This window comes from Rossellomorea vietnamensis (assembly GCF_008180415.1).
Taxonomy (GTDB): domain Bacteria; phylum Bacillota; class Bacilli; order Bacillales; family Bacillaceae_B; genus Rossellomorea; species Rossellomorea vietnamensis_C.
On the sequence record NZ_VTEI01000008.1, the window covers coordinates 60,592 to 84,906 of the forward strand.

Annotated in this window: 16 protein-coding genes; 13 read left to right on the plus strand and 3 right to left on the minus strand. The window is 44.0% G+C overall.

What is annotated here, in order from left to right:
• Positions 1-320: 320 nt before the first annotated feature.
• Together FZC78_RS15640 and FZC78_RS15645 are read right to left on the minus strand one after the other, a co-directional pair.
• On the minus strand, positions 321-788 hold the full coding sequence (locus FZC78_RS15640; protein ID WP_148940961.1) for a thioredoxin family protein: 468 nt from the start codon (positions 786-788) through the stop codon (positions 321-323).
• Positions 785-1,213, minus strand: coding sequence for a disulfide oxidoreductase (locus FZC78_RS15645; RefSeq protein ID WP_148940962.1), 429 nt, complete (start codon positions 1,211-1,213; stop codon positions 785-787). Before FZC78_RS15645 ends, FZC78_RS15640 begins: the two co-directional genes overlap by 4 nt.
• Positions 1,214-1,391: 178 nt before the next feature.
• Between FZC78_RS15645 and FZC78_RS15650 the strand changes: the two genes are divergently transcribed.
• The 7 genes from FZC78_RS15650 to FZC78_RS15680 all read left to right on the plus strand — a co-directional run bounded on the left by FZC78_RS15650 (position 1,392) and on the right by FZC78_RS15680 (position 14,672).
• Positions 1,392-1,943, plus strand: coding sequence for a hypothetical protein (locus FZC78_RS15650; protein ID WP_148940964.1), 552 nt, complete (start codon positions 1,392-1,394; stop codon positions 1,941-1,943).
• Between the two features lie 62 nt (positions 1,944-2,005).
• Positions 2,006-3,547: a bifunctional GNAT family N-acetyltransferase/carbon-nitrogen hydrolase family protein gene (locus tag FZC78_RS15655; RefSeq protein ID WP_148940966.1), complete on the plus strand. Its 1,542-nt coding sequence runs from the start codon at positions 2,006-2,008 to the stop codon at positions 3,545-3,547.
• Positions 3,548-4,739: 1,192 nt separating this feature from the next.
• The gene (locus FZC78_RS15660; protein ID WP_148940968.1) at positions 4,740-6,485 is read left to right on the plus strand and encodes a phospho-sugar mutase; all 1,746 of its coding nucleotides are present in this window, start codon (positions 4,740-4,742) and stop codon (positions 6,483-6,485) included.
• A 152-nt stretch (positions 6,486-6,637) separates the two neighbouring features.
• Positions 6,638-7,357, plus strand: a complete 720-nt coding sequence (locus FZC78_RS15665; RefSeq protein WP_148940970.1) for an SDR family oxidoreductase — start codon at positions 6,638-6,640, stop codon at positions 7,355-7,357.
• A 365-nt stretch (positions 7,358-7,722) separates the two neighbouring features.
• Entirely contained in the window at positions 7,723-8,838 is a 1,116-nt protein-coding gene (locus FZC78_RS15670; protein ID WP_252183642.1) for a GAF domain-containing sensor histidine kinase, read from the plus strand.
• Between the two features lie 12 nt (positions 8,839-8,850).
• A complete protein-coding gene (locus FZC78_RS15675; protein WP_148940972.1) occupies positions 8,851-9,492 on the plus strand; it encodes a response regulator in 642 nt (213 codons plus the stop codon).
• Positions 9,493-10,328: 836 nt separating this feature from the next.
• Positions 10,329-14,672: a S8 family peptidase gene (locus FZC78_RS15680; RefSeq protein WP_148940974.1), complete on the plus strand. Its 4,344-nt coding sequence runs from the start codon at positions 10,329-10,331 to the stop codon at positions 14,670-14,672.
• A 537-nt stretch (positions 14,673-15,209) separates the two neighbouring features.
• On the opposite strand, the gene FZC78_RS15685 is transcribed toward FZC78_RS15680, so the two are convergent.
• The gene (locus tag FZC78_RS15685) at positions 15,210-15,464 is read right to left on the minus strand and encodes a YhdB family protein (protein WP_148940975.1); all 255 of its coding nucleotides are present in this window, start codon (positions 15,462-15,464) and stop codon (positions 15,210-15,212) included.
• Between the two features lie 166 nt (positions 15,465-15,630).
• Here FZC78_RS15685 and FZC78_RS15690 point away from each other — a divergent pair, with 166 nt between their 5' ends.
• From FZC78_RS15690 to FZC78_RS15715, 6 genes are all read left to right on the plus strand, one after another.
• Positions 15,631-15,942, plus strand: a complete 312-nt coding sequence (locus FZC78_RS15690) for a DUF3889 domain-containing protein (RefSeq protein WP_148940977.1) — start codon at positions 15,631-15,633, stop codon at positions 15,940-15,942.
• A gap of 543 nt (positions 15,943-16,485) precedes the next feature.
• Positions 16,486-17,691: an MFS transporter gene (locus FZC78_RS15695; RefSeq protein ID WP_148940979.1), complete on the plus strand. Its 1,206-nt coding sequence runs from the start codon at positions 16,486-16,488 to the stop codon at positions 17,689-17,691.
• Positions 17,692-17,815: 124 nt separating this feature from the next.
• A complete protein-coding gene (locus FZC78_RS15700; RefSeq protein WP_148940981.1) occupies positions 17,816-18,859 on the plus strand; it encodes a hypothetical protein in 1,044 nt (347 codons plus the stop codon).
• 219 nt (positions 18,860-19,078) lie between these two features.
• Complete coding sequence (locus FZC78_RS15705; protein ID WP_148940983.1) at positions 19,079-20,497, plus strand: SpoVR family protein; 1,419 nt, start codon at positions 19,079-19,081, stop codon at positions 20,495-20,497.
• Positions 20,498-20,824: 327 nt separating this feature from the next.
• Complete coding sequence (locus FZC78_RS15710) at positions 20,825-21,193, plus strand: ArsR/SmtB family transcription factor (RefSeq protein WP_148940985.1); 369 nt, start codon at positions 20,825-20,827, stop codon at positions 21,191-21,193.
• On the plus strand, positions 21,186-23,324 hold the full coding sequence (locus tag FZC78_RS15715; RefSeq protein ID WP_187444959.1) for a heavy metal translocating P-type ATPase: 2,139 nt from the start codon (positions 21,186-21,188) through the stop codon (positions 23,322-23,324). The genes FZC78_RS15710 and FZC78_RS15715 overlap by 8 nt, the downstream gene beginning before the upstream one ends.
• Positions 23,325-24,315: the final 991 nt, after the last annotated feature.

The following is a 24,315-nucleotide window of genomic DNA, read 5'->3' on the forward strand; positions in this document are numbered from 1 at the left end:
ACGCCGGTAGTTGACCAAAATTTCCTCGCCCTCAATTGGTCTGTTTCCTGCAAGTAACATACCTAAGCTCTTAAAACAAAAGGCTGTTTTCGCATAGATTGTTGCTTTCGGAAAAATCCCAGGAGCCGGATTTTTTCCCGGATACTAAGGGATTTCTCTCTAGTCAAAGAAAGCATCTCTTTTCTTTTCATGATTACCAGGTTATTAAGGTGAGTTATGATTAGTGTTTTTGGAATTAGTATAGAATAGCAACAAAGTTAACGAAAAGAGCCAAATACAAAAACGCCCAGAAGCCTCTGGGCGTTTTTGTGTACTATAGTCTATTTCACATTTTCCTTAAACCAGGCTTCAAATGTTTCGGCTGGCTGGGAGCTGACGATTCGTGCTGTTTCTTGGCCATCTTCAAAGTGGATGATGGTCGGTGTTCCTTCGATATTGAATTGGTTCCAGGCTTGTTCAAATTCCAGGACATTGTATTGGAGGAGGTCGATACCCATGTCTTCTGCCATTGGGGCTACGATAGGTGTCGTAGCTTGACAGTGCGAGCAAGTCGGGCTGTAGAAGTAGACCGTAACATCCTCTTCATTTTCCAGTTTGGTTTGAAGCTCGTCCGGCAAAATCAGATTCTGGTAGTTGGGATCATCGAGCTGGTCGATGGTAGCTGGTTCCAGGTCTGCTTTATTGTATGGGTTGCCTTCTGCTGCCTGGTTTTGCTGCATGGTCGTGACGACCGCGATGGCAGCGAAGATACCGATTATGACTACTAAAAAGATGATGACTTTTTTCATTTTTTATTCTCCCTTGTTGTTTTTAAGAGTAAAATACTGCTTATAAAGATAATGATGAATGCGGTTAATGCTAAGAATGGAATCGTGATGAATCCAAGCCAGTTGATATATTCACCTGTACATGGAACGCGCCCGCATGAAGGTGCGGTGTTATAGAGGAAATCGACTTTTTGCAAAGAATAATGATACAGGGAAGTTAAAATGCCGATTCCGGATAAAACGAGCGTATAGATGGCGATGGACGCATCTTTTTTCACGGCAGCAATTCCGAGGATGACAGCCATCGGATACATGATGATGCGCTGGTACCAGCAAAGGACGCAGGGTTCATACTGTTTAACTTCAGAAAAGTACAAGCTTCCCAGCATGGCAATCAATGCGGCAGCGAATGCCGTAAGTAACAGATTTTCTATTTTTTTATCCATGATTGTTTCCTTTCAATTGTTCTACCTCAAATTATAGTATGGGGGAACAGGTAAAGTAAAACCTCTTGTACTGAGTTTATCATAAAAGTTTACAAAAAAAATTCTCTTTTATAAATAGGGTATTTTATCCCAATGGCTCTAAGTTTTGAGGCCGGTTAATAGAAAGGAGTGGCTGGGTGTGAAGAGGACCTTAATTATTGGAGGCACAGGAATGCTTGGCGGTGTGGTTGATCACCTTGTGAAAAAAGGAGAGAAGGCAACTGTTCTGGCAAGGTCCAGAGAGAAATTTACCAGAATGCTGGAAAGGTTTGGCCTCTCGGAGCAGGAAGCAGCATTTCTTCAGGAGGATTATTTTGACACCCGCGCATTGATAAGAGCATTGATGGAGCATATTAAACTCAATGGAACGTTTGATGAGGCTGTGATATGGATGAGGAGTTCGGCAGAGGAATCCTTTGAGGCAGTCATGGAATTTTTAAGCAAAACCTGCGGACACTTGGATGTTTTCAGGCTGCATGGCAGTTCGGCAGCGTATCAGCCTCTTCCTGAAAATCATTTTCAGTCAATAAACATGCATCATATCATTTTAGGGTTTAAAATAGAGGGTGGAGAATCCCGGTGGCTGACTAATGCAGAGATTTCTGAGGGAGTCAATGCAGCTTTGGAAACACGGATTCCCGTTGTAATTATAGGTGTTACAGAGCCTTGTCACAGGCGGCCGGGTTATTAGTTTATGGCCTGCTTTTTTCAGGGTGAAACATAAAGATGAGTGCAAAAGGAGTGTTACGATAAATGTCTGAAAAACTGGATTTATCTCAGTTTGAGAAAAAAATGATTATAAGGCAGACGCAGCATAAGGACATAGAGAATATCATCAAGATGCAGAATGTCTGCTTCCCGGGCATGGATCCTTGGAAGAGGGATCATCTGGAAAGCCATTTGGAAGTATTCCCTGAAGGACAGCTGGTGGCGGAACTGGAGGGGGAAATCATTGGTTCCTGTTCCAGCCTGGTCATCAACTTTGATGAGTATGATGACCGCCATTCATGGGACGATGTAACGGATAACGGGTATATCACGAATCATAACCCTGAAGGATACAATTTATATGGAATCGAAGTGATGGTTCACCCTGATTACCGCAGGATGAAGGTCGGCCATCGTTTATATGAAGCAAGGAAGGAACTTGCCCGCCAGCTCAATCTGAAAAGCATCATCATAGGCGGACGGATCCCTAATTTCCATCTGCATTCAGATGAGATGTTACCGAGAGAGTATGTTGATTCTGTATCAAGGCATAAGATTTATGATCCGGTCCTGTCATTTCAGTTGATGAATGGATTCACGCTTATGAGGATTAACCCGAACTACTTGCCGGATGATACAAAATCCAAAAAATACGCCACCTTGATGGAATGGAACAACGTTGATTACCGCCCATCCAGCAAGAGGCATTTTAAGACAAGCTACCCTGTCAGAATTTGTGTCGTTCAATACATGATGCGGAAAATCAATTCTTTTGAAGAGTTTGCGAACCAGGTCGAGTACTTTACAGACGTAGCATCCGATGCCAAATCAGACTTCGTGGTCTTTCCTGAAATCTTCACATCCCAGCTGATGTCTTTCCTTGATGAAAAGTCACCAAGTTTGGCCATTCGCAAGTTGACTGAGTACACAGAGGAATATATAGAACTGTTCACAGATCTTGCCGTCCGTTACAATGTCAATATCATTGGAGGATCTCACTTCGTTAAAGAGGAAGACGATGAGATTTACAACATTGCTTATTTGTTCCGCCGTGACGGAACAATAGAAAAGCAGTATAAGATTCACATCACACCGAATGAACGGAAATGGTGGGGAATCAGTCCCGGCGACCGAGTCAAAGTCTTCGATACAGACTGCGGCCGAATTGCCATCCAAATTTGTTATGATATTGAGTTCCCTGAGCTCGCTCGCATCGCCACGGACCGGGGAGCGAAAATCATATTCACGCCTTTCTGTACGGAAGACCGTCAAGGCTACCTGCGGGTGCGCTATTGTGCACAGGCGCGTGCTGTTGAAAATCAAATTTACACAGTCATTTCCGGTACCGTTGGAAATCTTCCTCAGACCGAGAACATGGATATCCAATACGCACAGTCAGGGATTTTCGCTCCTTCAGACTTTGAGTTTGCCCGTGACGGCATAGTCGGAGAAACGAACCCGAATATCGAAATGGTGATGATTGGCGATGTCGATCTTGAAGTCCTCAGACGCCAGCGCCAGTCTGGTACTGTCAGGCAGCTGAAAGACCGCCGCCATGATGTTTATGGTGTAAAATATAACAGGTAACAATGAAAAGGCCGCTTATTAAAGGGCACTGAAAATCTATCAAGTTTAATAATCTGCTTGTTATGATCAAAGATAAAGTCAACTATCCTTCCTTGAATAGGAAGAGAAGTTGACTTTTTTCTTTGAAAGCAATGTATGGGCTGCTCTTAACTGCATTAGATTTAAGTTTTATTTTTGGGGAACATCGCCTGCCGGGCTGGAAGGGCCCTTTTCAACTAGTGATGGAAAGATGCTGATTCAAGGGGTGACCGGTGGCACTTATCCATGTCGTTCAGTATTTTAGATAGTAAATAGAGGAAAAAGGTTCCCTTATTTACTGCAAAACACGAAAAAGAGTTAAAATAGGGGAATAAATTTCCCTTATTTCACTTAATACACTAGAAAAATGTACTTTTTTATCATATAAGGGAAAATAGTTCCTCTATTCACCCCGAAATGAGCTTGAATTTGCAATTAAGGGAAAAAAGTTCCTTTATTTTTACCGCTGGGTACCCAATTAAGGAACTAACTTGCCGCTTTTGCTATAAAGTACATTCCATCAGGCACACAACCAAGTGGAGCGGGTATCTTGAACGGAAACCAGCACTTATTCATAAACACCTCAAGCGGAAAAGGCCCGATTCTGTATTAAAAATCTTTGGTGGACTTTTCAGTACCTTCGCTTATTAGCGGTCTTTTTTTTGCTGTCTAGAAACATTTATTAAATGTAGAATTCTCATGTGCATTACAGAAACTCAATAACATTTGTAAATAGACGTAACGCTATTACTCTCTATTTCTTTGGCATGAAGAAAATCAGGAACCGAAAACCAATCCATCCAAAAGGGATTCCCGAGAATCAACCACCTCACTGCTCCCAAAAATCGCCTTTCCTGTGGTAATATAAAAGGAATGAAAAGGTTGTCAAATGCTCATTTTCAGAGATTGTTTTTTTACTATCCTGCTGCCACACCTTATAAATGGGATTGGAAGGAAGCCTCTTGCACCCTTGTGATCAGCGAGCGATCCAGTTTTAGCATCCGATTCTGGGATGGAGAAGAAAATTCCATCCTTAGCAGCAGTTTTATAGGATAATCACAAACGGCCATTAATACAAAAACAGCTTTGTCAAAAAAAGGCGGATTCTTTTAAAAGGAAAAGGGTCATCCACCAAGAACTACATATAGTAAGTCATCGACAGGAGGAGATTAACTTGAATTGGAAAACGGCTTGGGAGAAATGGGATTCCCATCAGGAACTTGATCAGGAGATGCGCAGTCTTTTGACTGAAATGAAAGACGATGAAAAGAGTCTGGAAGACGCGTTTTATAAAGATTTAGAGTTTGGAACAGGCGGCATGCGCGGAGAAATCGGTGCAGGCATCAACCGCATGAATGTCTATACAGTAAGAAAAGCATCGGAAGGCTTGGCTCAATACATCTTGTCTCATGGAGAAGATGCGAAGAAGCGCGGTGTGGCAATCGCTTATGATTCCCGCCATAAGTCTCCTGAGTTTGCGATGGAGGCAGCGAAAACGTTGGCTTCCCGCGGTATCCAGACGTATGTGTTTGATGAATTGAAGCCGACCCCGGAGCTTTCTTTTGCCGTGAGATCTCTGCAAGCCTACTCCGGGATTGTGGTGACAGCGAGCCATAACCCGCCGGAATACAACGGATATAAAGTGTATGGTGAAGATGGGGCGCAGCTTCCTCCAAAAAAAGCGGATGAAGTGATTGCCAAAGTGAATGAAATTGAAAATGAACTTAGAATCGATGTGAAATCTGAAAATGAATTAAAAGAAGAGGGTCTTATCAAAATGATCGGGGAAGAAATTGATCAATCCTATCTTGAGCACCTTCTCTCAATCTCAGAGAAGCCCCAGATTTCAAAGGAAACTGACCTGAGCATCGTGTTTTCGCCGCTGCACGGCACAGCTTTAAAGATGGTTGAAAGAGGGCTGGATGCACTAGGCTACACGGACGTCCATATTGTCAAAGAACAGTCTGTCCCTGATCCTGAATTTTCGACAGTGAAATCGCCGAACCCTGAGGATAAGGCAGCATTTGAGCTTGCGATCCGCGATGGTAAAGAAAAGGATGCGGATATCCTCATTGCCACTGATCCTGATGCAGACCGTCTTGGCGTGGCTGTAAAGGATAAAGATGGAGAGTACGTTCTGCTGACAGGCAACCAAACAGGAGCAGTCCTGATTGATTATATTCTCGGCAGGAAAAAAGAGAAGAACATGATACCGGATAACGGAAGAGTGTTTAAGACCATCGTAACCTCCGAGCTTGGCAGAAAAGTAGCCGAGTCCTACGGCGCGTCTGTCGAGGATGTTCTGACAGGATTTAAATTCATTGGTGAAAAAATCAAAAACTATGAAGAGTCCGGAGAGTATCAGTTCCTGTTTGGTTACGAAGAAAGCTATGGTTATTTGATTGGAGACTTCGCCCGTGATAAGGATGCAGTTCAGGCTGTGTTAATGGCTGTCGAAGCAGCTGCATACTTCAAACAGCAGGGCAAAACGCTGTATGATGCCCTTTTAGATCTCTATGAGCGATTCGGGTATTACCAAGAGGGTCTGGAGTCACTTACTTTAAAAGGAAAAGAAGGTGCAGAGCAGATTCAGTCCATCCTTTCATCCTTCAGGGAAGAACCTTTGAAAGAAATTAAAGGACTTGCCGTGGCAAAAGTGGAGGATTACAAAACAAGCTTGAGTACGAGGCTTGAGGATGGGTTGGAAGAAACAATCTCACTTCCGAAATCCAACGTGATCAAATATTTCCTTGAAGACGGTTCATGGATCTGCCTCCGTCCATCTGGCACGGAGCCTAAGATCAAGTTCTACTTCAGTGTCACTGGTAAATCGCTCGAGCAAAGCCAGGAAAAGTTAGAGGGGCTGAAGAAGGCGCTTATGGAAAAAATCAATAATATGGTGAACTCTTTCGCAGGATAAGGCATTTGCCTTTTCCTGTTTTTTAGGGGTTTTCAGTGAAATTATTATACATATAAAGCAGCAGCTGGGTGTTGTTCAATTGCTGCCTAACCCAGCACCAGCTAAGGGCTGACAGGCTTGCTGTGATTTTACATCAGGAAAGGGTGTTTGCCATGGGAAATAAAGTCGCCATCGTAACAGGTGCCTCCAGAGGAATAGGAACTGAAATTGCACGACATTTATTAAGGAACTCTTTTAAAGTTTCTGTAGTCGGAAGTTCTAAGCAAATTCATGAAACAGCTGAAAAGTTAAAGGCTGAAGGGTTGAATGAAATTTACTCTATTAAAGCAGATGCAGGAAATGAGTATGATGTGTCGAGAGCTGTTGAGGAAACGGCCAAGAGGTTTGGAAAGGTCGACCTCCTTGTGAATAATGCGGGAATCGGCTTCTTTAAACCAACTGAGGAAGTAACCTCTGAAGAGTGGAAAAAACTGTTTGATGTCAATGTGCACGGAGTGTTTTACTTCTCCAAAGCAGTCCTTCCTTATATGAAGCTGCAGAAGTCAGGCACCATCATCACCATCACTTCAGATGTTGCCCGTTACACCATTCCTAATGGTTCTGCCTATGTCGCCAGTAAGTACGCGGTTCAAGGGTTCTGCGGTTCGCTGGCTCAGGAAGTAAGAGAACACGGTATAAGAGTGGGCACAGTGAATCCCGGAATGGTGGATACGTACTTTGCCGGCTCCACCCAGGGGCTGCCCGAAAAGGGGGATTTGCTGAAGGTTGAAGATATAGCCAGCGCTGTATTGTATATGGCATCAGCACCAAAGCACATGGTGATCGATGAGATGAAAATTCATCCTCTGGTACAAGATTACCCAATAAGCTGAGACTCGTGGCTGCACCAGGCAGGTTTCATTACGCCCGGTGATTTTTTTAATAGTCTGGAGACCGCTCCCCCGACTGGAGTCCATGTCATGGAAAAGGAGTCAATTAGGTTCATATAGAAATATATTACTTCCGTTGCCCCTGTCCAGCATGGGCAGACGATATTTGTTTAATCGATATAAAGAATAGTTTCTGCAACTAAAGTCGTAGAAGGGTCTCCCTCTTCTAGGCGATACCCTGCGCAGGGGAAATTAATATACTGTAATATAAGTTGGTTATGGCTTGTAAAGACCTTTTCGAACGATAGTTATCTTGTAGTGCAACAGAGTTTGAGTGTAAACAGCTTTTTATAAAGGAGGTCAGCCTTTTGAACATAGAGAATAACGCCAACATACATTTATTAAAAAAGATTGCCGAACTCCTTAATGAAGAGACGGAATTAGAGAAAATGCTTTCGTGTGCTCTGCAGGTCCTCCTGAAAGGTACAGAGTTTACAACGGGGTGGATCTTTTTTATAGACGAGGAGGGAGGCCATTCACTGGAAGCCTATCACAATATTCCATCATCATTGTCTGATGATGGATGCTGTCTATTGAAAAATGGCGGCTGCTGGTGTGTCAACCGGTTCCGGTCAGGTAAATTGACCATGGCCTCCAATATTATTGAATGCCAGAGGATTGAAAAATCGATTGCCGAAAATAAGGGTGATACAGGAAATATCGAATACCATGCAACGGTTCCGCTTCAATCAGGAAATGAGTCATTCGGGCTGCTGAATGTAGCAGCACCCGGAAAAAACCACTTTCACGAGCACGAACTTGCTCTATTGGAGTCTGTTGCTTTTCAGATTGGATCGGCCATTAAGAGAATTGTTTTAACCAAGAAAGAACAGGAAATTGCGCTGATGCAGGAAAGAAACCGATTGGCCAGGGATTTGCATGACTCTGTAAACCAATTGCTGTTTTCACTGACTTTGACTGCCAGAGGAGGGACCTTGCTGAGCGGGGATGAACAGGTGAAGGAAACTTTTTCAACTATTCAAGGCCTAGCGCAGGAAGCCTTGACTGAAATGAGGGCATTGATTTGGCAGCTGAAGCCTCATGGACTTGAAAACGGTCTCAGCGAAGCACTGAATGGGTATGGGGAAATGCTTGGAATGGACGTGGAAGTGAAGGTGGATGGAGTCGTTGCCCTTCCATCTAAAATCGAAGAAGCACTTTGGAGAATTGGGCAGGAGGCTATTAATAATGCCAAGAAGCATTCTGGAGAAGAAGCGATTTATTTCCAGCTTAATACTTCTCCCAATCTTGTGACTCTGAAGATAAAAGACGGTGGGTGCGGATTTCATTATAATCCTGTTCAATTTATCCCCTCGATGGGTATCAAGGGTATGCAGGAACGAGTGAACCAGCTTGAAGGGCGATTTCAGTTGAAGAGCGAGCCGGGGGAAGGTACAGAAATAGTGGTGAAGATTCCATATTAAGGAGGAAGATATATGACGATACGTGTGCTGATTGCGGATGACCATCATGTAGTTAGAAGAGGGCTCGTTTTTTTTCTGAAGACACAAAAGGATATTGAAATTGTGGGAGAAGCAGCGAATGGCAAGGAAGCAGTAGAGTTGGCGGAGAAACTTCAGCCTGATTTGATTTTGATGGACCTGGTTATGCCGGAGATGGACGGAATTCAAGCAACGAGACTTATTAAAAAATCTCATGAAAATATAGAGATTATGATGCTGACAAGCTTCTCCGATCAAGATCATGTTATTCCCGCAATTGAAGCGGGTGCATCCGGATATCAGCTGAAAGATATTGAACCGGATGAGCTGGTTGAATCCATCCGGAAGCTTGTGCGCGGGGAAAATTCTCTTCACTCGAAGGCAACAAACCATCTGTTAAAAAGGGTATCTCGTAATCATCAGCTTCCTCATCAAATCCACCAGCTTACAAAACGGGAAAAAGATGTTTTGCTTCAACTGACCAAAGGCAAAAGCAATAAAGAAATCGCCTCCAGCCTCTTTATCACTGAGAAAACAGTCAAAACCCATATCTCTAATATATTTACAAAACTTGAGGTGGCAGACCGGACACAGGCAGCCCTCTATGCAGTCAAACATAAATTAGGGGAGGAATGATTTACCTTAAAGAGGAGATGTTTTTTTGCCAGGGAGATTTACAGGCTTATGAGACATTATTAGAGTGCAAGCTGCGATTTATTCCTTTATAGTCATTTGGATATATATGTAAAATTTTGCCGGGGTATAAGTCCTATGACGGTAAGGCTTACAGCAGGGAAGACGTACACCTTATTGAAAACGAATGTAGACCGTACTGGACACCTGAATAATGAAGGAAATCTCGCTGCAGCATTGGTAAATCAAGTGTAAGAGGATCGCTTCAACTTGAACGCTGGTCTGTTTACCCAGTAAGTGAAGGTGCCTGCTGCAAGAGGATGCCTCCAAATTGGGCTATCCTGTACCCTTAAAGATCCATGCCTCCTTTGTTGGGGTGTGAGATAAGTCACATTTTGATTTTCAAAGCCAGCTTAAACCCGAGATAAAACAGCATAATATTCTTTTGGGAATTTTTTCAATTATATACTCTATCTTCGTCTGGTATAAAATACTACCTCATTACATTCATCTTTTCGCCCCTGTATCAAATATCCTCTTTTATTAAAATTACGATATTCGGGAATTCAGAAAAACTCCTATATACCTATTCAATCTATAAGACCTGGCTGTAATATGCCTGAAGTTATAAATTTTCTCCTGCTAATGGCTTATAAAAAAAAGAGTGCAATGTAACTTTCTGTTTATTTTCTGAATTTTCAGTTATAAGACGACAAATTAATACAACATTCAACATATAGGTTTGGGTATCTTTGGTACAACACCTACATAATCCCAGGTGAAAAAATCGAAAGGAGACCATGACTGGAATTGCCAAACTTATATCAGGAGGGAATTGAATGAGAGGAAGAAGAAACAGAGTAAAATGGTTGTCCATTGTACTGACACTTGTACTATTTATTCCTTTGATGTTTCCACCCAATTCAGCAGCAGCGAATCCCGCACAGGCAAAAGAAAAGCCTTCCGTTTCAGCAAATGAAACAGCCAAGATTAAACCTCAATCCAAGATAACATCCAAATTACAAGACCAATTTAAAAAAGATAAGCATGTAACCTATCTAGTGAAGTTCAAGGAGCAGGCCGATCCTGCAGCTACAGCGAAGAGTGCAACTGATAGTGCGAAAAAACAAAAGCTATCGGCAAACGGCCAAAAGTTATTAAAGCGGAACATGGTCGTTTCGGAACTTCGCTCGACTGCCCTTAAGACTCAGGCAGATGTGAAAAAATACTTAGCGAAACAGAAAAAGTCCGGAGCCGTTAAAGAAGTTAAAGACTTTTATGTAGTAAACGGCATGGCCGTGACGAGTACAAAAGAGGTTATGGAAGAAATTGCGGCATTTTCTGAAGTTGAGAAAATTTTGCCGAATGAGACCCGCCAGCTTATCCAGCCAGTAAAAGCTGAAGCTTCAACAAGTGCTGCGGTAAAGGAAAAGAGCACCCAGAACTCACCTTCCAACATCGAGTGGAATATAGACCAGGTTGGTGCTCCAGCAGTATGGGAAATGGGAATAGACGGTGCAGGCACAGTTGTTGCATCGATCGATACAGGTGTTCAGTGGAATCACCCTGCGCTGAAGGAACAGTATCGCGGTTTCGATTCGGAAAGCCCTGAATCGCCGCAAAATGAATTCAACTGGTTCGACGCGACAGCAGGCCAATCTGCACCTTATGACGATCAAGGCCACGGAACGCACGTGACAGGTACGATGGTCGGAGCAGAACCGGATGGCAGCAATCAAATCGGAGTTGCCCCGGGAGCCAAGTGGATCGCTGTCAAAGCATTCACTGCTGATGGAGGAACTGATGCAGATCTTCTTGCCGCAGGAGAATGGATTCTGGCTCCAAAGGATGCGGAAGGTAATCCTCATCCTGAAATGGCGCCAGATGTTGTCAACAACTCTTGGGGAGGAGGATCAGGACTGGATGAATGGTACCGTCCAATGGTAGAAGCCTGGAGAGCGGCTGAAATCTTTCCAGAATTTTCGGCTGGCAACACGACGCTCTTTAATCCAGGAGGTCCAGGATCAATTGCTACTCCAGCAAATTACCCTGAATCCTTTGCCACAGGAGCGACAGACATCAATGATCAATTGGGCAGCTTCTCTCTTCAAGGTCCTTCACCTTATGATGAGGTAAAGCCGGACATTTCTGCACCAGGGGTGAATATTCGATCTGCAGTCCCTGGAAGCAATTATGAAGGAGGATGGAACGGCACTTCCATGGCGGGTCCGCATGTATCAGCTGTTGCTGCATTATTAAGACAGGTTGATGCAAGCCTTACCGTCGATGAAATGGAAGAAATTCTGTTGAATACAGCTGTACCGTTAACAGACAGCACCTTCCCGGAGTCACCGAACAATGGCTATGGAAAAGGATTGGTCAATGCTTTCGATGCCGTCTCCTCGGTTATGAGCGGAATCGGTCAAGTTGAAGGTCAGGTATCAAAAGAGGGCGATGATTCAGAAGCGCCTGTGATCAGTCATGAAGCTCCCGGGGAAGCTTTCAACCAAATGAATCTTCCTCTTCAAGCGGAAGCAGCCGATAATATCAGTGTAACCAATGTGACACTGCAGTATCAAAATGCTTCTGGTGAATGGACGACTATTGATGCTGTAAGAACAGCCGGCGACCACACGTCAGGAACGTATGAAGCTATTATCCCTGGCGAGGACTTAACCGGAGAAGGTGTAACGTATAAGTGGAGTGCACTTGATTTTGGCGGAAATGAAGTGGAGACAGAGGAATACACTGTTACTCTTCTGCCTGGCATTTCAGTTGGATATGAGCACGACTTTGAATCCAATCCGGCAGGCTGGACTTCTTATGGAGAGCAGAACAGCTGGGAACGCGGAGTACCTGAAAACGGACCGGGTTCAGCTGTTTCAGGGGAAAATGTTTTTGCTACAAGCCTGGCAGGAACGTATGCTAACAGTGCTAACATGTCACTGCAAATGCCTCCTGTAGATCTGCCTGAAGGAAGCTCATTCTTGCAGTTCAAGCAATGGCATGAACTTGAGAACAACTACGATTACGGACACGTCTTCGTATCTACAGACGCGGAAAACTGGACTCAAGTACTGCGGGTAAATGGAGATACGGGAGAATGGGTTGATGGAGAAGTTGATCTTAGTGAATATGCCGGACAGCGGATTTATATCGCCTTTAATGTAACGACTGATGGAAGTGTCGTGAAACAGGGCTGGTATTTAGACGATGTGAAATTGAGCGGTGAATCCATCCTTCCTTCCAAGAAAAAGAATCTTGGACTGAAATCAAAGGATAAACCATCTGCTTCTGTTTCTAAAAAACCGAAAGTGAATCCAAGCAAGATTACTGTAGCAGTTAAGAAATCAGCTGCTGCACCAGATGATAGCAATCCAGGTCCAGTGCTTCTTCCGTTGCAGGCAGAAGTGAATGTGCTTGAAACCGGGCGTGCTGTCTATACAAATCCTGCTGACGGATCTTACTCTATGACGCATGCAGCGGGCGACTTTACCCTGCAGGCATCAACTTATGGCTACAGATCACAATCTCAAAGTGTGACAATTCAAGAGGATGCAGTATCAACGGCCAATTTCACTCTTGAAGAAATTCCTAGAGGGACTGTGACTGGTACGGTAACAAATCAGGCTTCTGGTGAACCGGTTGAGGGAGCGACTATTTTCCTTCTGGAAGATGCAGTAGTGGAACCGGTTGAAACCAATGAGAACGGTGAATACGAACTTAATGCTTATGAAGGAGAATACACGCTGAAAGTTGTTGCTCCATACTACAACAGCCAGGAAGTTGCCATAACGGTTGAGGGCGGAAAAACTACCGGTGCGGATGTCTCATTGGAACCATTCATCGGCTACCCAGGTGAAATCTCCTATGATGACGGAACAGCTGAAAATGCCCGCGTCTTCAATGCTGCCGGAAATGCCTGGGCAGTGAAGATGTCCCTTGAAGAAGGAAATGAATCTGCCTTAGTAACAGGCGGATTGTTCCGATTCTGGGATATGGAATGGCCAGTACCTGGAGGAACGGAGTTTGAGGTTGCCGTCTATGATGCTTCAGGTACAGACGGTGCACCAGGCAAGAAAGTGGCTGGTCCTTTTGATGCAGCTGCAGTACGTAATGGAGAATGGACACATGTTGATTTAAGCCAGCATGGAATCATGGTCGAAGGTGACTTCTACATGGTTTATATCCAGACCAATGCAAGTCCAAATTCACCTGGTCTCGGTACAGATGAAAATGGAGAGTACTCAGGAAGAAACTGGCAGATGGTTGGAGGAGCTTGGTCTCCGTCACCGGAAGATGAAGGAAACTACATGATCCGGGCAACCGTCAATTACGAAGTAACCGCTCCAGTGATTACTTCACCAAAAGACGGATCTTTCACTAAAAGTGATACAGTCACAGTGGAAGGGACATCGGCACCATCTACAACAGTTCTTCTGTTCAATGGAGAAGAAGAAGTGGCTGCAGTTGAAACATCGGAGGATGGTACATTTTCGGCTGAGGCAGCACTGCAGCCCGGCGGAAATACAATCACAGCCAAAGCATCTACAGAGCAAGGCACTACAGGACCTTCAGAGCCTGTAACAATCACGCTCGATCAGGAAAAACCTGTATTAGAGATCACATCTCCAGAAGAAGGACTCAAAACAAATAAAGAAGCCATTACCGTAACTGGAACAATAGCCGATGAGAACCTTGCATGGGTAAAAGTGAACGGCCAAAAGGCTTCTGTAAATGAAGGTCAATTCAGCCATAGAATGCTTTTGAATGAAGGTGAGAACGTCATTCAAGTCATTGCCAAAGACAAAGCCGGCAACAAAAAGAAACAAACCGTCACAGTGGAGGCGAAATTTGGTGATTTGGCCATTGACAACCTTCTTCCGGGAGAAGACAAACAGCTGAAAAAAGGTGAATCAGTTAAAATCGAATTTGACAGTGAACCTGGATTAGATGCAGCGTTTGTGATTCATATGCCGCTGACAAATGCAAAATCCCTTGTTACGAATGCCACTGAATTGCCGATGATGGAAACATCGGAAGGACACTATGTCGGATACTATACTGCCACCTCGAATGTCAAAGCACCTGGTGCTGTCATCGAAGTGAAGGTATCTGATGAGTTTGGAAATGTGAGCACGAAGAGAGCAGAAGGCAAGCTGTATATCAATACAAAGAAATAAACAGTAAGGAAGGAGAGCCGATTGATTGGCTCTCCTTTTTGCTTTTCTTGAGATGTTTCATAAGCTGTTTGCAGCTCCCTTTTCGTTAGAGAAAGACAGCAAACGAAGTTCCAAGCAAACCTTTGTCGGTGCCGCTTAACGCAATCCAGCAGCCATCGATTTCTGCGGGCGAATCCTTCCAGGAACCTTTCTCCTCCTCAACACAAGACCGAACAGCAACAACCACTTAATAAAGCTTGTTCAGTGACTTCCAATATTATGTATTACAACACAGATCAAACCCTCTTTCCGTCACTTTTACCGGTTTATTTGGCTGCACATCTTCCAGTGATTCTGTTTAGGTCAAGACCGGTGAAACCTGCCCTTGTCACCCGCCACTCTGTACTTAACAGCCTAACCTTTCTTGTTGAAAATATTTTGACTGTTCTACGACATTTGCCGGTAATATTTTTTGATTTATGTATGTCTTTCACATGTCACCTCTTCTTCAAAAATGAAAGCGGGCTGAATGAATCAGCCCGCAGGATTGGTGGAATCCTATATTTTCATTGCATGTTCTTCCATTGGTTCTCTTTCACTGGCAGTCAGGTTGGCGTGCTCGATATATCTGAGAAGGGTATACATGTTTTGTTCAATAATTGAGTAATCACGGGAAAAATGGTAAGCATGCAGAAACTGCTCAATTCTTTTGGCTAAAAGATCATCTTTCGTCCGTACCATAAGAATGAGAAGGTTATCCCATTCACTGCGGTGTGTATAGTACAAAGCTCTGTCATAATCAACTTTATTCAATGAACTCCCTCCTTCTGAAGGGTTACTAGTAGTATGTTCGCGAAGGCAGGGGAATTTCACTGAAAAAGTTGGTTATCTTGTCCTTAAAGGCTTTCCTTCTATTGGATGAATAGAATCCATAATAAAAAAGCATATTAAGGATGAAATTATATGCAGAGGTGAAGCAATGATGAAAAAATGGATTTCTATTATCTCCATGACATTAATCTTTTTGTCGGTCCAGCCAGCCCTGGCCCAGCAGCCTGATTATCAAAAATTCGGCCGCATTGCAACAGCGGTTGTCAAAGAAGATTACACAGGAGAAAAACTGGCGGATTACAAATATGAGGGCAGGAAAACATTATCCGGCGGCCAGGTTCAAGACAGCTTTACATTTGAAGTTGTAAAAGGGAGCAAGGACATAATTGTCAAAGTGAACGTTGTGCATAATCCTGCAAAGCCAACCGAATTAAACCTCTCAGTGATTGAAGTAAAATAGGTGGATTTTACCGTATTGATGTATCTTGCTTAAAAAGCGGGGTGCATCATTTTTTTGTACACTTTGAAGCTCAGAGGCAGAGCGGGGTACATGAACGGCGGAATTTTTTGAGTTGATGTCCCTCGGAGGTGTTGGTAATACATCCTTTCCCACTTTGGTTTTATAGCTTGAGGTGAGGTACCACTGCTGCATTCTACTCGCTTTATTATTGGAATTTTAAAATTATAAATACTATACTTTTTATATGGCTCTTTTTCGTAAACTTTGTTGCTATTTAATGATACCTCCGAGAAATTGATCAATATAATAAAGAATAATCTTGTAATATCGAAAAGAAAAATGCTACTCTCCCTCGATTAGAGAGTAAACTCTTAGTATCCCGGAAAAATTCGGCTCTTGGGATTTTTTCAAAAACAAGAATTTATGCGAAAACAGACTTTTATATAGAGGTCTTAAAAATCTTGTCCCATAAACAGAAAGGAGCAAGTCCCTTGTGATATTCATTCTTTTCTCAGACAACTTCATATTATGTAAGGAGGAAGAATGATGAAAACACGAGCCTTTCGTTATTTATGGGTTGGCCAGGCTTTGGCAAACGGAGGAGATGTTTTATTTATTGTCGCGGTCATAGCGGCAGTTTTTAATTTAACGGAGTCAGCTTTGATGATGAGTATCATCCCGGCGGTGATTACATTTTCCAGATTCATAAGCAGTGTGATTGCCCCTCTGATCCTGGACCGGTTTCACTTGAAGAATCTGTTGTTTTACTCACAGTGCTTCAAAACCGCATTACTGGTGGTTCTCTCTCTTTTGTTGTTTCTAAATACAGGAAATCTTTTGGCAGTGTTCCTGCTTGTGTGCTGTGTTGCGTTTTTGGATGGCTGGGCTCTTCCTGCTCGAAATGCGTTTGTTCCTTCCATCGTTAGAAGGGAGGATCTAATGGGCGCAAACGGTTTTCTTTCTACAGTCGACCAGGCGGTTCAGTTTTCTGCCTGGGCCTTTGGGGGGATACTAGTTGCTTTTGCAGGAGTAGAGTGGACGCTGGTCCTGACGTCATTCTTATTTCTTGCCAGCAGCTTAATGATGTACAGTCTGCCGATGAATAGTGCTGGCATTCCGTTGAAACAGGAAAAAGAGCTCAGCTTTGCAGCGAAAATGGCAGAAGGATGGGGAGATATTTGGAGAAGTTCAAGGCTGAGGAATATCTTCTTTATTTATGCGATTGAATCCGCAGCAACGGTCGTCTGGATTGCCGCCATTCTTTATATCTATGTTGATCAGCAGCTCGGCAGGGGAGAAGAATGGTGGGGCTTTATCAACGGAGCCTTTTTCATTGGGCTGATAGCAGCCGGTGTACTGCTGTTAAAAACACAAAGATTTTTCTCAGGAGATATTTACCGCTGGCTTCCGGCGGCACTCCTGTTCACTTCTATGGCCACTTTATTTTTCGGGTTGACCAGCATTGCGCTGCTTTCCCTCGTATTTTCAGTGGTTTTCGGTTTCTTTGACGGCATGAAGGTGATTCTTCTGCAGACCGCTGTCCAGCACAGTGTCAGTCCTGAGAGGCTTGGGAAAGTTTTTGCCGCACAGGGAGCTGTGACTACACTAATATTTGGCTTATTTTCATTGGGTGCTGGTTTTTTTACCGAAAAATTCGGAATCGAACTGGTTTTTATAGTTTCAGCGATTTTACTGCTCTTGGCTGTGATTCCGGCCGTGCGGCTTAAGGGAAAACTAACAGGAAGTTAAGGTTGGGAAGGGTCTCTAAATGGAGGCCCTTTTTTAGTTAGGAGGAGCAGGCATATTTGATTAGACTGACTTTGAAAAATCTGGAGAAGCAGCATGTATTTAGTGAGTCAAACCAGTAATCTGAGTGACAATCGAAGAGAAAAAAGGGTTGTGGTTCCCTCGAGAGACATCAGACGAGGGAAAAGGGGTTGTTGGTGTCCTTCGAGAATCCCGCGAGAGACACCAGGAGAGAGAAAAAGGGGTTGAGGTGTCCCTCGAGAATCCCGCGAGAGACACCAGACGAGGGAAAAGGGGTTGTTGGTGTCCTTCGAGAATCCCGGGAGAGATACCAGAAGAGAGAAAAAGGGGTTGTGGTGTCCTTCGGGAATCCTTCGAGAGACACCAGACGAGGGAAAAGGGGTTGTTGGTGTCCTTCGAGAATCCCGCGAGAGACACCAGAAGAGAGAAAAAGGGGTTGAGGTGTCCCTCGAGAATCCCTCGAGAGACATCAGACGAGGGAAAAGGGGTTGTTGGTGTCCTTCGAGAATCCCGCGAGAGACACCAGACGAGGGAAAAGGGGTTGTTGGTGTCATTCGAGAATCCCGCGAGAGACACCAGAAGAGAGAAAAAGGGGTTGAGGTGTCCCTCGAGAATCCCGCGAGAGACACCAGACGAGGGAAAAGGGGTTGTTGGTGTCCTTCGAGAATCCCGCGAGAGATACCAGAAGAGAGAAAAAGGGGTTGTGGTGTCCTTCGGGAATCCTTCGAGAGACACCAGACGAGGGAAAAGGGGTTGTTGGTGTCCTTCGGGAATCCTTCGAGAGACACCAGAAGAGAGAAAAAAGGGTTGTGGTGTCCTTCGAGAATCCCTCGAGAGACACTTGGCGAGGGAAAAGGGGGTGTTGGTGTCCTTCGAGAGTCCCTCGAGAGACACCAGAAGAGAGAAAAAGGGGTTGTGGTGTCCTTCGAGAATCCCTCGAGAGACACTTGGCGAGGGAAAAGGGGGTGTTGGTGTCCTTCGAGAGTCCCTCGAGAGACACCAGAAGAGAGAAAAAGGGGTTGTGGTGTCCCTCGAGAATCCCGCGAGTGACACGAGAAGAGAGAAAAAGGGGTTGGTATCCCTTGAGAGGAACCTTGGAGAAGGAGAGTCCAGGTGTCCCTGCTATAATGCTGCAGCCGCCTTTTTATAAAAATTGCCCCGTCAGCAAAGAACCAATAAAACAGAAATTCAATACAGCAGCAAACTCATATATTCCCCATTTCAGTGAAATTCCCCTAAGCGAGCACCGTTTCTTTTCTGCCTAACCAATAAGCATTTTATTCTTCTCATGAAACCTTATCCCATTTCATATATTCAAATAAGAGCAGCCAAGGTGACGAGGTGTAAATTTTTACTGGGGGGAACCGGGATGAGAGAAGAGGAACAGAAACAATTACAGCAGGCAATTGGCGAAATCACGGAAATTGCCAAAGGCTTTGGGCTTGATTTTTATCCGATGCGCTATGAGGTCTGTCCTGCAGATATCATTTATACATTTGGGGCTTATGGGATGCCGACACGTTTTTCTCATTGGAGCTTCGGAAAGCAATATCATAAGATGAAACTCCACTATGATCTGGGCTTGAGCAAGATATATGAACTCGTCATTAATTCAAATCCTTGTTATGCGTTTTTGCTGGATTCGAACTCGCTTATACAAAACAAATTGATTGTTGCTCACGTGCTGGCTCACTGTGATTTTTTCAAAAATAATGTCAGGTTTCAGAATACAAAGAGAGATATGGTTGAAAGTATGGCAGCGACGGCGGATAGGATCCGGCAATATGAAATTGAGCATGGAAAAAAAGAAGTTGAAACCTTTCTCGATGCAGTTCTTGCCATTGACGAGCATATCGATCCTTCCTTGATGAGGCCAAAGCTGGCTTGGAGCATGGACGATGTGGAGTGGGAGGAAGAGGAGGTTGCTTCTGCGACACCATATGGTGATTTATGGTCTCTTGACGATGGACCAAATAAAGAGAGAAAACAAAGAAGGAAAGTGAAAAAGAAATTTCCGCCGCAGCCAGAGAAGGATCTATTGCTTTTCATTGAGCAATTCAGCCGTGAACTTTCAGACTGGCAGCGTGATATCCTGACCATGATGAGGGAGGAAATGCTTTATTTCTGGCCGCAGCTGGAAACGAAGATCATGAATGAAGGCTGGGCGTCCTATTGGCATCAAAGAATTATAAGAGAAATGGACCTGACCAGCGGTGAATCCATAGAATTCGCCAAGTTGAATGCCGGAGTGGTGCAGCCTTCGAAAACAAGCATCAACCCATACTATCTGGGCTTGAAGATTTTTGAGGATATTGAGGAGCGCTACAATAATCCAACCGAGGCAATGATCAAACGAGGCGAAAAGCCTGGATCGGGCAGGGAAAAAATGTTCGAGGTCAGGGAAATTGAATCGGATATATCCTTTCTGCGCAACTATTTGACGAAAGATCTGGTGATGCGGGAAGATATGTATCTTTTCCAAAAACAGGGTAAGGACTATAAAATTGTCGGAAAAGAATGGAAAGGGGTTCGCGACCAACTTGTGGGAATGCGGGTAAATGGCGGATTTCCGTTCATTACAGTCAACGACGGGGACTATATGAAAAATGGTGAACTTTATCTGAAGCATTGGTATGAGGGCATAGAGCTGGACATTAAATATCTTGAGAAAGTGCTCCCATATGTCCATCAGCTTTGGGGCAGAACCGTCCATATTGAAACTCAGGTAGAAAACAAGCAGATGCTGTTCACTTATGAAGGACGTAATGTACAAAGGAAATACCTTTAATACGTTAAAGCGCGGCAAGGGACAGTCCCTCTTAATACGTTAAAGGGCTGAAGCACTACTTATCCTGTTGGCGTGCGACAAGGGGATAAAGACTGCTATGAGCTGCTAAGCGGTATATAATTAAGAAAATACGAAAGAACCTTCCTTAAAACGGGACGGTTCTTTTTTTGTACATACTTCATTGTGTTACCGGGTGACCATACTAAGAGGGACAGCCCATTTGAGCACGGCGGTGGGTTTTAGCACAAATTCTAGAATGTTTTGACAGATTTCTTGAACTTACATATACTAATATTCAAATGAACGTTTGATTGTTGGGGTGAAGAGATGAAGCAGAAAGATGTTTGTGAAGTGAATTGTTTTGAAAGTGAGAAAGCGGCTTCCATCCAAGAGGAGCTTGCGGAAACCAATACAAATGGTGCGGCAAAAATATTTAAAGCATTATCGGATGATACTAGAATGAAGATCGCTTATGCCCTCAGTCTTGAAAAAGAGTTGTGTGTCTGTGATGTAGCCCAGATTGTCGGGGCAACCACGGCTACTGCCTCTCATCACCTAAGGCTGCTTCGTAATATGGGGCTTGCCAAATATCGCAAAGAGGGAAAACTGGTGTATTATTCCCTGGATGATGACCATGTCAGAAGCTTGATAAGCATCGCCATCACCCATCATAAGGAGGTGGAACAACGTGGCTGAAGGTTTGGTAAAGTCAGCAGATAAAACGACCTACCGCGTTCAGGGCTTTTCCTGAGCAGGCTGTGCCGCAAAGTTCGAAAAGAACGTGAAGCACCTGGATGGTGTTTCTGAAGCAAATGTTAATTTTGGAGCATCTAAGCTCACTGTCTATGGAGATACAACTATTGAAGAACTTGAAAAAGCAGGAGCGTTTGAAGGTCTTAAACTGATCCCTGAAAACCAGCGTTTTACAAATGAAGATAAACAGCCCTTCATCCAAAAATACGGAAATGTTCTGCTTTCTGTCGTCTTTTTGATTATGGGCTGGTCGCTTGGACAATTTTACGGTGAAGAAAGCATTTTGTCAGTCCTGGCTTATGTGGCTTCCATTGCCATTGGAGGCTATCGCCTTTTTACAACGGGCCTGAAGAATTTAATGCGTCTTGACTTCGATATGAGGACGCTCATGACGATTGCCATAATCGGAGCTGCGTTTATTGGCGAATGGGGAGAAGGGGCAACGGTTGTCATACTGTTTGCCATCAGTGAAGTCCTGGAATCCTATTCGATGGATAAGGCGCGGCAGTCCATTCGCTCTCTGATGGATATTGCCCCAAAAGAAGCGTTGATTAAAAGGAATGGAAGTGAAATGCAAGTTGAAATAGATGATATTCGAATCGGGGATATCATGATTGTGAAGCCTGGGCAGAAGCTCGCGATGGATGGAATAGTTGAAAAAGGTGTTTCCGCGGTCAACCAGGCTGCCATTACAGGGGAGTCGGTGCCGGTAACCAAGCAGCAAAATGATGAGGTGTTTGCCGGTACCTTGAATGAAGAAGGTTTGCTTGAAGTCAGAGTGACAAAGCTTGCGGAGGATACCACAATAGCGAAAATCATTCACCTGGTTGAAGAGGCTCAGGCTGAGCGGGCTCCATCACAGGCATTCGTCGACCGTTTTGCAAAATACTATACACCCGCAGTGATTTTGGTCGCTATCCTTACAGCTGTTATTCCTCCGTTACTGTTCAATGCTGAATGGAGCGAGTGGGTTTATCAGGGACTCGCTGTCCTCGTAGTCGGCTGTCCGTGTGCACTTGTTATTTCAACACCCGTTTCCATTGTTACCGCGATCGGAAATGCCGCCCGGAACGGGGTCTTGATTAAAGGCGGAATATATTTAGAAGAAATGGGCGCTTTGAAAGCCATCGCTTTTGATAAAACAGGAACCCTTACAAAAGGCCGTCCTGCGGTCACAGAGTTCATTTCTTTGAAGGAAGAAAAAAGGAATGAATACCTGAAACTGATCGCTGCCCTTGAAAATGGTTCACAGCATCCTCTCGCCTCCGCGATTATGAAGCAGGCCGAAGAGGAAAAGGCTGATTACCAATCGGTAGAGGTGGAAGAATTCACTTCTGTTACAGGAAAAGGAATTCAAGGAACAATCGGTTTTACAAGCTATTATGCAGGAAGCCCTGCTTTTATGGAGGAAGTCAGGGACTATCCACTCTCAGAAGACTTAAAAAGGACTATAGCGAATCTGCAAAATGAAGGGCAAACAGTCATTGTATTAGGTACAAAAGAAGAAGTCCTCGCATTGGCGGCTGTTGCTGACGAGATCAGGGAGAGCAGCTCAGAAGTCGTTGAAAAGCTTTATAAGCTGGGAATAAATAAAACCATTATGCTGACTGGAGATAATAGAGGAACAGCAGCAGCCATTGCCAAACGAACCAATATTAGTGACACAGCAGCGGAATTACTGCCGCAGGAAAAGCTGGCGTATATTAAAGAACTTCGTGAGAGGTACGGGAAGGTTGCGATGGTCGGGGATGGAGTGAACGACGCACCTGCCCTGGCGGCTTCTTCTATAGGCATCGCCATGGGCGGAGCGGGCACGGATACAGCATTGGAGACAGCAGATGTAGCCTTGATGGGTGACGATTTAAGAAAACTGCCCTTTACGGTAAAACTCAGCCGTAAGGCCCTGTTCATCATCAAACAAAATATCACCTTTTCATTAGGTATCAAACTGCTTGCGCTTCTCCTGGTCATTCCAGGGTGGCTCACCCTTTGGATTGCAATATTCGCCGATATGGGAGCTACTTTAATTGTGACGCTGAATGGGCTGAGACTCCTCAGGGTCAAAGATAAATAAAGAAATGGCTGGTCTCGGTTTTGAGGGGGTGCTGATTCTATAGTGAATTGGCGCTCTTTTTCTTTGTAAAAAAACTCTTTTGGTAAACTTTGTTGCTATTTGATACTAAGTCCGAAAAAACAACCATATTAAGAGGGGGAAAAACTGGTGTAATCGAAAAGAAAAGAGCTACTCTCCCATGTTAAGAAATTAAACTCTTAGTATCCGGGGAAAAATTCAGCTCTTGGGATTTTTCCGAAAGAAACAATATATGCGAAAAAAGCCTTGTAGAAGTCATTTCTGAGGAGGGTACTAAAAATCTACAGGAGTTTAAGAATCTACTTTTTATTTGGCTCTTTTCTAAAAGATTGTTGCTTTTGGATGCTTTACTTTCCTCATCCCTATTTTTACTAGAAGGATTGGAGCGGAAGGCGTGCGCCCTCCTGCGGGACTAGCGGTCGTCTAGTTCCAGCGCCCAGCCCCTCGGGATCAAATAACCTCAAGAGAATAAAAGGGAAGGTCGCCTTTTTTTCTCTTGAGGTTATTTGCCTGTCGGGTCTGATCAGGGCGCTTCCACTTTTTATACAGGTGAAGCCAAGGAGGCCGGGCGCCCGCCTGGAGTGGAAATCCATTACTTTTAAATTAGCCACAATCTATGCGAAAACAGCCTTTTATTTAAACAGATTTAGAATCCTTTAATCTTTTTTGGAACATTTGCCAGCAGGGGCTGGAGAGGATCTTCCTCAACTATTTGATAAAAGGTGTTGATTCATGACAGTGACCGGTGGCACTTATCGATGCGGTCAGTATGTCGGATAGTAAATAGAGGAAAAAAGTACCCTTATTTACTAAAAAACAATGAAAAAAGCTAGAATAGGGGGAAAAAGTTCTCTTATTTAACTGAATATACTAAAATAATGGGCTTTTTTATCAAATAAGAGAAAAAATTTCCTCTATTTATCCCAAAATAAGCTTGAATTAAAAATTAAGGGAAAAAAGTACCCTTATTCTT